Source organism: Nonomuraea sp. NPDC049758 (genome assembly GCF_040674635.1).
Classification (GTDB): Bacteria; Actinomycetota; Actinomycetes; order Streptosporangiales; family Streptosporangiaceae; genus Nonomuraea.
In genome coordinates this window covers 20,341-31,330 of sequence record NZ_JBFAMZ010000045.1, presented here as the reverse complement: position 1 = coordinate 31,330, position 10,990 = coordinate 20,341, and the positions used below count along the sequence as shown (strand labels likewise).

The following is a 10,990-nucleotide window of genomic DNA, read 5'->3' as shown; positions in this document are numbered from 1 at the left end:
ATCCGCTGCCTGAAGCGCTACATAGCTCGCGAACTCTACCGAATCATCACAGCAAACGATCAAGAACATCCCGCTTGACATCCATAGGAGCATCCTGGCCCCGGCCCGCCCTGTGACTGCCTTGCCGGTGCGGGGCCGGCCGGTGGCGGGCGGGAACATTCGTACAAGCCGGCGGAGCGGGTGGGCCGCGACAGTGTGGCCATGATGACTTCCCAAGCGGTCCGGCCCCCGGCCCGCCCGGCGGCCGGGCGGCGCGCGAAGGGCCGCTGCCGGCGCCGTCGCGTCGTGGCGGCCGTGCTCCTCGCGGCCGCCGTGCTGCTCGTGGCGAACACGCTGGTGGTGTCGGGCCAGGAGGCCGCGGGCGAGCCGAACGTGCCCCTCGACGGCGGCGGCCTGCACGTCCGCCAGGACGGCCCCGCCGGCGCCCCGGCGCTCGTGCTGATCCACGGCCTGGCCGGCTCGACCCGCTGGTGGGACCCGGTGGTCCCGGAACTGGCGCGGTCGCATCGCGTGATCCGCATCGACCTGCTCGGGCACGGCCGGTCGGCCAAACCGGCCGGCGGCGGCTACGCCGTCGCCGAGCAGGGACGGCGGGTCGGCGCGGCGCTGGACCGGCTCGGCGTGCGGCACGCGGTCGTGGCCGGCCACTCCACCGGCGGCTCGGTCGCCACCGCGCTCGCCGAGCAGCGAGGCGACCTGGTGACCGCGCTCGCCCTCGTCGACTCCGGGCCCGGCCTGGACGCCTTCGTCTCCGACGGGTTCGTCGGCGAGTTGCTGTTCGTGCCCGTCGTCGGGCAGCTGCTGTGGCGGTTGCGCACCGACGGTCTCCTCCTCCGGGGCCTGGAGACCGCGTTCAGCCGTCCCGGCTACCGGATCCCGCCCGAGCTGGTCGAGGACGTGCGCGGCCTCACCTACCACGCGCTCACCACGACCTCGAAGGCCGCCGAGGAGTACCTGCGGCAGCGCACGCTGCCCGACCGGCTGGCCGTGCTCGGCAAGCCGCTGCTGGTGATCTTCGGCAAGGACGACCGGAGATGGCGTTCGTCCTCGGCCGCCGGCTACCGGGCGGTCCCCGGCGCGACCGTCGAGCTGCTGCCCGGGGCCGGGCACTCCCCCATGCTGGAGGCCCCGGCCCGGACGGCGGCGTCCCTGCTGGCCTTCGCCACGGCCCACCACGTGCCGCCGGACGCGGCGGCCGGATGACCACCGCGTCCGCCGGGTGAGCCTCAGGCGCGGGAACCGGTGAGCCCCGGGCGCGGGGACCGGGTACGGTCCGCGTGCCCGGGGCCGGAGATCAGCCGGGGATCAGCCGGGGATCAGAAGAAGCCGCCGAGGAAGTCGTCCAGGCCGCTCTGGTCGATCCATCGGGTGACCCGGGCGCCGGTCTCGGCGATCGTGCCCGTCCGGGTGTTCTCCGGCTCGATCTTCTCCGGTTTGAAGATCTGCTTCTCCGCCTGCCCGGAGCCCTGGGGCCTGGTCAGGCTGGGTGGCGGCGGCCCGTCCGGGTACATCTTGCCGTCGCGGTAGACGGTGTAGGACTGGGTCGGCTGCGTGGTGCCGTCGTTCCGGTAGACCTGGCTGGGTCTCGGCTGCGCCGGCTGCCTGGCGGCCTTCGGCGGCGACTGCCGTTGCACCGCCCGATGACTGGTCGGACGCTGTGCCGGACGCCGCGCCGCCTGGGCGCGCCGGGCCTGGGCCGCCCGGTAGCGGTTACGCGCCCTGGCCGCCTGCGTGGCCCGCCGCTTGGCCGCCGCCTCGGCGGCCTTCCTGCGTGCCTCCCTCTTGGCCGCCGCGGCGGCCCGTCTCTTGGCCGCCGCCGCGGCCGCCTTCCTGGCCTTCTCCGCCGCCTTCTTCCTGGCCGCGGCCAGCGCCCTGCGCTTGGCCGCCGCCGCGGCCTTCTTCTTGGCCGCCTCCAGCGCCTTCTTCCTGGCCAGCGCCGCCGCCCGCCGCTTGGCCGCCGCGATGGCCGCGCGCCGCGCCGCCGCCCTGGCCGCCGCGAGCGCCGCCCGCCGGGCCGCCGCCTGCGCCAGCTTCCTGGCGATGATCCGCGCCGCGATGCGCGCCGCGATGCCGACGGCGATCCAGAACAGCTGGCCGTCGGGGTCGCTCATGCTGACGGGGCTGTTGTTGGCGTAGGCGTAGGCGTTGAGCTGCTGCGGGTCCTCCTCGTCGATGATGGGGTCGACCGACAGGAAACGGCCGTTCTTCGGGTCGTACTCGCGGGCGCCCAGGTGCACGAGCCCGGTCGTCGGGTCCTTGGTGCCGCCGACGAACGACCGCTGTCCCGGCCACCATGGCGGCGGCGATCCCCGGTCCTCGCCGAACGGCGTCATCCGCCGGACGGCCAGCTCCCCGGTGCCGCCGTTCACCGCGGCCTGCGCGGTGCCCTGGTGGTCGGCGGCCAGGAAGTAGACCTGGTTGTCGGGCGTGCGGACCGCGATCGGCTCGCCGTTGATGGTGTAGTAGCGGGTCTGCTCGACGGCGTCCTTGGCGAAGTCGAAGCGCAGCTCCATGTCGTCCACGTACAGGGTGGCGTCCGTGGCGGTCTTGCGCAGCAGCCGGTCGCCGTCGGCGTCGTAGACGAACGACGTCGTCTTGCCGGCCTCCGTGACCGACTCCAGGTTGCCCTCGGCGTCCCAGACGAGGGTCTGGTCGGACGTGCCGACCTTGCGCCTGGTGGTGTTGCCGGCCTCGTCGTAGCCGAACAGGTCGGCCCCGATGCTCTGCACCGCGTGCGGCTGCTTGGCGCCGGCCGCCGGGTAGACCGAGGTGCGCACGGTCTCGGGCGCGCCGCCCCAGGCGTGCTTGGTCTCCTTGACCCGGTTGCCGGTGGAGTCGTAGGCGTAGCTGACCGCGTACGGCGCCACGCCGCCGATCTTGTCGGAGGCCGGCGTGCCGCTCGCGCAGTCGTCGTTGGCCGTCCACGCCGAGGTCATCCGGCGCAGGTGGTCGTAGGTGAAGCACTGCGTGTCCTGGCCGCCCGCCCGTTCGGCGATCTTGGTGATGTTGCCGGCGGCGTCGTAGGCGTAGTTGAGGTCGAGGTCGGTGGCGGCGGCGCCCTCCCGGTCCAGCCGCATCCTGGTCAGCCTGCGGGTGGACTCGTCATGGGTGTAGGTGAGCCAGGTCTTCTTGCCGCCGGAGCCCAGCTCGTACTGCAGGGTCTCGCCGAGCTTGGAGTAGCGGGTCGCGGTCACGTACGACGACAGCCCGCTGACCTTGGTCGGCTGGCTGAGCTCGTCGTAGGAGTAGACCACCGACTCGGCCTCCAGCCCGCCCCCGGCCGGGAAGCTGACCGACTGCACCTGGTCGTCGAGGGTGTAGCGGGTGTTGAGCACGTACGAGCCGGCCAGCTTGCCCTCCCGCTCGGGGACGGTCACCGTCTCGCGCAGCGTGCGGTAGTCGGAGTCGATGGCGTTGATCTCCGCCTTGTACGCCTGCCCGCCCGCGTACCGGATGCTGGCGTTCATGTGGCCCTTGGCCAGCGCGTCGTACTTCCACTCGGCCAGCAGCGCGCCGGTGGCCGAGCCGTCGCGCAGCTCCTTCTTGCGTCCTAGCTCGTCGTAGACGTACCAGAGGGTCTTGCCGCGGGCGTCGGTGGTGCTCACCAGCTCGTCGGCGTCGTTGTACGTCATCGTGGTGACGCCCTTGTCCGGGTCCTCCGTCTTGATCTCCCGGCCGCGCACGTCGTAGTGGTGGCGCCACACGTTGCCCGCGGCGTCGGTCACCGTGGACAGGCGGCCGGCGGGGTCGTAGGTGTACTTGGTGGACTCGTACGGGCCCGTGGGGGTGGCGCCCTTGTACTGGCGCAGCTCGATGAGCCGGTCGTCGGCGTCGCCGATGCGGGTCGTCGCGGTGCCGCCCGCCGGCGGCGTGATGTTGACGCGGTCGCCCTGCTGGGTGGCCGAGACGCGGTACTTCTCCACGCCCTTGGCCTTGAGGATCTGGGCGTTGACCTCGCCGGCGCCGTCGAAGACCGACACGACCTGCGTGGGCACGTCGGTGTCGGCGACGGCGAGCAGCTCGGTGGCGGGCGTGCCGATGGCGAAGTAGCCGGTGTTGGACTTGCTCACCTCGCCGAGCGAGTTGTAGAAGGTGTCGGTGATCGTGCGCCCGTCGCGCAGCGCCGGGTCCTGCGTCTGGTCGTCGCGGGGGGCGGGTTCCTGCGTCTGGCGCTCGCGCATCAGGCCGTCGTACAGCTCGTGGCTGACGGTGTAGCCGCCGTCGGCGCGCAGCGTCTTGGTGGTGACGACGCTGGGGCCGTCGGTGCGCATGGTGTAGGCGTACTCGGTGCTGGGCGACTGGCCGGCGGCCTTGCTGCGGTCCGGCTGCCAGACCTTGACCAGGCGGCCGAGCGCGTCGTGCTCCATGTCGGTGCGCCGGCCGTTGGCGTCGACCTCGGCGACCGGCTCGCCCCAGGCGGGCTCGACGAGGGTGCGCTCGACGTGGCCGAGCTGGTTGGTCTCGACGATCTCCGTGGCCTGGGCGCCGGTGGCCGGGCTGTAGGTGATGGTGGACTTCGTCCCGACCGGGCCGGTCTCGCTGGTCTCGCGGCCGTAGACGTCGTAGGTGTGGGTGCTGTCGGTGACGGTCGACCCGTCGGCCGCGCCGAGCTGCTGGACGGTGGTCACATCGCCCTTGGTGGGCGCCTGGCCGTAGGCCTTGTTGTCGTACTGGACCCGTTCGTCGGAGATCACCTCTCCGGCGGCCAGGGCCGAGACGGCGGTGCCGCAGCCCGCGGCGACCTTCTGGATCCTGCTGGCGTAGTCGAGCATCCAGGCGGTGTCGTTGCGGGCGTAGGTGTAGCGAGTGCACTGGTCGTCGTCGGCGGTGGCCAGGTCGCCCTTCTCCTCCACCTGGGTGAGCAGGCCCTTGGCGTCGTAAGAGCGCTCCTCGCCGGTGCGCCGCCACGCCCCGCCCGCCAGCGCCGTGCGGGTCACCATCGACTTGGGCTCGACCACGTAGGCGGTCTTGGTGACGCCGCCCTGCGTGGACTCGGCGGTCTTGAGCGACCACGGCTCCTCGGCGGTCGCGGTGAGCACCGTCGCGCTGTCGCCGTCGTAGAGGATCTCCTCGCGTTCGAAGCCGGACAGCTGGTCGAGGTCGTCCAGCTTGCCGCCCTCGGTGTCGACGACCTGCGCGACGCGCTTGGAGCCGTCGGCCTGCCTGTCGCCGTGCATGCCGCGGAAGTACCTGAACTCGGTGAGCGTGCGCCGGGTGTCCTGCCCGTCGCCCTCGCGCACCCGGACGCGGCCGAACCCGCGCCAGTCCGACCAGGTGCGCTGCTCGGGCTTGACGAGGATGTTGTCGGCGTAGTGCCAGGCCCCGCCGTCGAGGTACTCGTAGTCGGTGACCACGTTCGGCGAGCCGGCGACGCGGTCCACCTCGACGGTCTGGGTGACGACGTACTTGTGGAACCAGTCGGTCACCTCGCCCTCGTCGGGCGGCGCCCAGCGCTGCGGGAAGCACAGCCGGTTGTTCTTGTCGGCCGCGGCGGGCACGTCGCCGGGCTTGCAGTCGGCCGCGGCGTAGTTGACCCGCAGCTCGCCGCCGGTCTCGTTGTTCACCGCCTGGACCCGCCACTTGACCAGCGGCGCGCGTCCTTCGTTGGCGTCCACCCGGTTGGGCAGCTGCACGCCGCTGAAGGTGATCTTCGGCATGGTGAGGGTGCCGCCCACGTGGCCGCTCTGCTGCACCGAGGCCAGCCACAACGACGGGCTGAGGCCGTCGCCCGTGGCGGGGAACTGGTGGGTCAGCGTCCAGGAGTCGACCGGGCTGTACTGGCCTGAGGCGTTGAGCACCTGCGTGGTGACCTTGGCCAGGCGCTTGCGCGAGAAGAACGTCGGCGACAACCGGTCGGTGCACTTGACCCCGGCGTCGCAGATCTGGTCGAACGGCACGTCCGGCCAGGACGCCGCGGTCTCCTTCTTGAGCTGGTCGGCGGCGCAGGTGACGGCGCCGGAGGGCAGGCAGCGCTCGGCCACGTCGAAGACCACCCGGGCGGCCGGGGCCTTGGTGAACAGCTCGTTGCTCAGGTAGCCGTAGTCGACGCGGGTGAGGTACGCACCGCGCACGTACACGGTGCCCAGCTCGGGCTTCATGTTGCGGCCGTAGTAGTTCTTCTCGTTCTCGTACCAGTACGTGGTGGCGTTGCCGTGGGTGTCGACCGCGTAGTCGAGGTTCCACCGGTAGGCCTGCTGGCACCAGGCGTTGGCGGGGGTGCTGGAGTAGCACGGCTCGCCGCTGTTGTTGCCGAACACCGGCACGGTCTGCACCGACTTGGTCTCCGGCTTGCCGGTGACCCAGCCGGGCAGGCGGTTCAGGCCGAAGCTGTACTGGGTGCCGTCGGCGGTGGTGACCCGCCAGTACTCGCCGTTGTTGTCGCCGTTGGCGGCCCCGGTGAGGTACTCGATGCGGGTGCCGTCGTCGCGCTTGGGCCGCCACTGCTTGGTGGTGGCGTCCTTGACCAGCTCGACGGCGGAGTTGCCGAGCGACAGGGTGGCGTTGTCCTGGTCCCAGCACAGGTCGCCGGTCTTCTTGCCGTCGATCATGCACGCCTTGTAGCGGCGTTCGACGTAGCCGCTGGGGTTGAGCTCGAAGCCCTCCCCCACCCAGGACGGCTGGTTGTTGGTGGAGACGGTGCGGCCGTCCACGCTCTGGGAGGAGTAGTCGAGCGACAGGTCGGGCTCGTCGCCGCCCAGGGCGGGCGGGGTGCGCAGGTCGTAGCTCCAGGAGAAGTCGCCGGACTGGTTGCCGACGCTCCAGCTCGCCGAGGCGGCCAGCGAGGTGGCGGCGTGGTCGCCCGACGGGCCGGCGGCGGCGGCGGTCACGGCGTACAGGCCGGTGGTCTCGACCTCGGCGGTCAGTTTGCCCGCCTTGGCGTCGTTGTCGCTCCTGACCGGGCGCGGCGCGGCGCAGGTGGCGGCGGCCTTGGCGTCGAGCGCGCACTCGTCGAGTTTGACCATGCGCAGCCGGGCGCCGTAGTCGCCGCCGAAGGCGTACCGGAAGCCGGAGTAGTCGATCTCCAACCGGGTCTTGCCGGCCGCCTTGGCCGCCGTGACGCCCTGGCCGGGCGAGACGCGCATCGCGACGCCGAGCAGGTCGGTCCTGAGCAGCTCGACCTTGACCGGGACGGACTCGGCCGCGGCCACGCCCTTGGCGGCGGGGGCGAGCCGCACCGGGAACCCGGCGGAGAGCGTGGCGGCACTCCCGGCGGCGCCGCCCAGCTCGGCGGTGCCGGCGGCGGGCCAGGCGACCTTGGGCGGGGCCTTCCACGCCTGTTCGGCGGCGGGATCGGCGAGCGGCGGCAGGACGGGCACCTTCCCGCCCTTGACCGGCGTCTCCTTCTGCACCGTGGGCGCCTTGCGGGGCGCGGCGGAGGCGGGCATCGCGTACGCCATGGGCGCCAGGAGCACGACCGTGAGCACGGTCGCCAGCCTGCGCGGCCAGGCGGTCTCGGGCTTGACGCCCTCGAAGCGGTTCCAGCGGGGATCGGGGGCGTCGGGTTCGGCGGCGGGCTGCTGAAAACGATTCCAGTTGGGCTCTGGCAGGTCTAACTCACTGTCCACGGATTCTCCCAGGGAGGGGCTACTGGGCTGCTAGCTGGGCTATCTGCTCGGCGCTGAGCACGCCGTCGTACGTGCGGACGTCGTCGACGGTCCCCGGCCAGTAGCCGGTGAAGACGCCCGCGGTCTTGCTCCGGCCCAGTTGCAGGGGGCCGGTGGCGGTCCAGGTGCTCACGTGGGGGGTGACGGTGGTGGCCGACAGGCGGCCGTTGACGTAGACGCGCAGCTCGCCGGCCAGGGCGTCGTACACGCCGGCGACGTGCGTCCATTCCAGGGGGGCGGGGACGGCGTCCGAACGGGTGCGGACGAGGGCGGCGGTGTCGGTGTCGGCGGCGGCCATGCCCAGGGCCCACCGCCCCTGTTCCTTGTCGAAGCCGAGCTGGAACCCGGCCGCCCTGGCGCCCGGCTGGGCGACGGCGGCGGCGTCCTTGGCGGGCAGGTAGTCGAGCTGGGTCCAGACGGCGACGGTGAACCCGGAGCCGGTGGCGACGGCGGGCGCGGCGGTCTGGGCGTAGCCGGTCGAGCCGTCGAGCGCGAGGGCGCCGTCCAGCCAGCCGTCGGTCCAGGTGGCGGCGCCGGCCAGCGCGGCGGGCGTGGCCCGGCCGGAGGAGTCGGCCGCCGACAGGCCGCCGTCCTCGTCCAGCTTCCAGTGGCCGACCAGCGTGGCGGCGCTGTTGACCAGGTCGGCGACCTCGTCGGCGAACATGGCGCGGCCGTAGAGCCGCACGTCGTCCACGTCGCCGGGCCAGAAGTCGGCCGCCGCGCCGGTCGCCTTGCCGCGGCCGATGGTCAGCGGGCCGGTGGCGTTCCACGGCGCGGGGACGGCGACCGAGGACTCCAGCCGGCCGTTGACGTAGAGGGAGATCTGGCCGGCCGCCGAGTCGTAGACGCCGGTCAGGTGGGTCCACTCGTTCAGCCGGGGCGCGGCGGCCGACAGCGCGCGCACGGCCGTGGCGGCGTCTGCGTCGGCGCTGGTGACGGCCAGCGCCCAGCGGTTGTCGGCCTTGCTGTACTGCAGGGAGAACGCGCCGGTCCGGCCGCCCTCCTGGGTGACGGCGGTGGCGGAGGCGGCGGTGCCGGTCAGCCGGACCCAGGCGGCGACGGCGAAGTTGCGTCCGGTGTCGGCGACCGGGCCGCCGGTCTGCGCATAGGCGCCCGCCAGCCGCAGCGCGCCGCCGGTCCGGCCCGAGGTCCAGGTGGCGCCGTACAGAGTGGCGGGGTGGGCGCCGGCGGCGTCGGCGGCGGTGCCGCCCTGGCCCTCGTCCATGGGCCAGTGGCCGGCCGGTCCCCGTCCGGCGTTGACGTTGAAGACGTACGTGCGGATCGGGCCGAGCTGCCCGGCGCGGTCTTTGCTGCGCACCGACAGGACGTTCGGGCCGTCGTGGCGCGGGGTGAGGGTGATCGCCGCGCTGCCGTCCTGGGCGGGCGCGACCTCGGTCTTGGGGGTGGTGTCCAGGCCGTAGACGTAGGCGGCGACGTCGGTGACGCCGTTGGGCGCGAAGGTGAACCGGCCCGCCAGGCCGACGCCGTCGCTCCAGCCGTTCTCGGTGAACCGGTCGGAGGACACCTCGGGCTCCCGGCCGGGGGCGGTGGCGTCCACGGTGGCCTCGCACCAGGGGCTCCAGGCGCTGTTGGCCTTGCCGTCCTCGGCGCGGACCCGCCAGCGGACCAGCGCGCCGTCGGCGTACAGGCTCTGCGGGACGAGGGCGGAGAAGGCCGTGCCGGTCGAGCCCAGCGGGGTCAGGTACTCCCCAGCCTTGGTCCCGTCGGCCCGGTACCACTCGAAGCGGCCCCTGACGGAGTTGTCGGCGTCCTTGAGCCGGGCCCAGAGCTTCGGCGTCGGCGTGCTGATGACCGGCCGGTCGTCGCCGGAGACGCACGGGCCGCCCGGGTCGGACCAGGCGTCGGCCGCCACCGGGTCGGCGGGCAGCGAGTTGTACTCGATGACCAGGCTCGGGTTGTTGCGGAACTTCTTCCAGGCGTACTGGTCGGTCTCGCTGGTGGCGCGGAGGCCGACGGTGATGTTGGCCCACTTGTTGGCGGCGGCGTCGGCGACCTGGGAGGTGACGTCGAACTCGACGCCGCCGGGCAGGCAGGCCGAGCCCCAGCCCTTGGCCACGTTCACCGTGGACAGCTTCTTGACCCACTTGGGCTGGTTGCTCCAGGTGGTGCTCTTGCTGATCGTGTTGGTGGACCACGCCTCGACCGCGCGGGCGCTGCACGAGTACGACCAGGTCTCGTACGTGCGCAGCGTGCCCTTGATGATCTGCTTGCCGTGGATCGTGGAGCCGGTGTTCATCTGGAAGAACGAGCGGTTGGTCTGCGAGTTGACGTGCCCGACGCGGGCGACGTCGCTGGAGTTGAGGTAGTTGGAGCTGGGCCAGTTGCTCCACACGGCGGTCCAGGCGCCGCGGGCGGCCGAGAAGTACGGGTCCAGGAACACCGGGTACCGGGTCTTCGGGTCGCTCATCATCGCGCGGTCCGGCCGCAGCCGCAGCTTCCTGCCGTCGAGCGAGACGCCCATGGTGGCCTGGCGGGCCTCGGGCGCGCGGCCCTCCTCGACCGCGGTCTCGCCCGCGCCGGTCGAGTCCCACATCGTGGGGGTGGGCGCGATGAAGATCGTGCCGCCGGTGCGGTCGACCGCCTCCAGGTTGCCCGCCTTGTCGGCGGTCAGCGACAGGCCGCTGACCGACAGCGGGAAGTCCAGGTCGGGCAGGGCGCGCGCGGCGGCCCGCGTCTTGACCACCAGGACGTGGGAGAAGCCGTCCACGTCGGCGGTGACCCGCAGGTCCACGCCGGGCAGCACCTCGGGGTAGGTGGCGGTGTCGCCGTCGAGCGAGGGCCTGGGCAGCGTGCCCGGCCAGGTCAGCTCCAGGGCCTTGCCGCCGCGGTACAGGCGGGCGAGCGGGCCGCCGCCCCCGCCGGAGAAGGTCAGCCCGGCCGCCGTCGCCACCGGCTCCACCGCGCCGTCGGGACGCAGGCGCAGCGTGGTGTCCACGGGCACCCAGCCGGTGGCCTGGCGGACGCGGACGGGGCGGGCGTGCTGTTCGAGGGTGAAGGTGCCGTCCGGGCGGGCGAAGACCTGGCGGGTCTCGCTGCGCATCGACTCGATCTCGACCGGCCGGCCGGTGCGCCTGGCCGTGGCGGTCGCGGCCGTCTCCGGCGCGAGAGGCGCGGAGAGCGCGGGGGGCGCGCTCGCCGCCGGAGGCGCGCCTGCCTCCGGCGGCTCCGCGCCGGCGGGCGGCACCGCCGGGATCGTGAACGCCAAGACAGCCGCGACCAGCCCACGCCCAACCCGCATCGGTCCTCGCATGTCGACCAGAGGTCCGCGCGGGACCAGGCGATCTTCGATTGACGAACGGATTGTCACCCGCGTAATGCCGTACGTCTAGATCTTCTGGCGAAATTCGCCATAAGTTGGGACATGT

3 protein-coding genes are annotated in these 10,990 nt (G+C 72.9%); 1 reads left to right on the top strand and 2 read right to left on the bottom strand.

What is annotated here, in order from left to right:
- Nucleotides 1-201 precede the first annotated feature (201 nt).
- Nucleotides 202-1,203, top strand: a complete 1,002-nt coding sequence (locus AB0J46_RS50665) for an alpha/beta fold hydrolase (RefSeq protein WP_364344292.1) — start codon at nucleotides 202-204, stop codon at nucleotides 1,201-1,203.
- Nucleotides 1,204-1,316: 113 nt separating this feature from the next.
- Here the strand turns inward: AB0J46_RS50665 and AB0J46_RS50660 are convergent, their stop codons facing one another.
- On the bottom strand, nucleotides 1,317-7,565 hold the full coding sequence (locus tag AB0J46_RS50660) for an RHS repeat-associated core domain-containing protein (protein WP_364344289.1): 6,249 nt from the start codon (nucleotides 7,563-7,565) through the stop codon (nucleotides 1,317-1,319).
- A 19-nt stretch (nucleotides 7,566-7,584) separates the two neighbouring features.
- Nucleotides 7,585-10,863 (bottom strand): LamG-like jellyroll fold domain-containing protein, encoded by a 3,279-nt coding sequence (locus AB0J46_RS50655; RefSeq protein WP_364344286.1) that lies wholly within the window; start codon nucleotides 10,861-10,863, stop codon nucleotides 7,585-7,587.
- Between the last annotated feature and the right edge of the window lie 127 nt (nucleotides 10,864-10,990).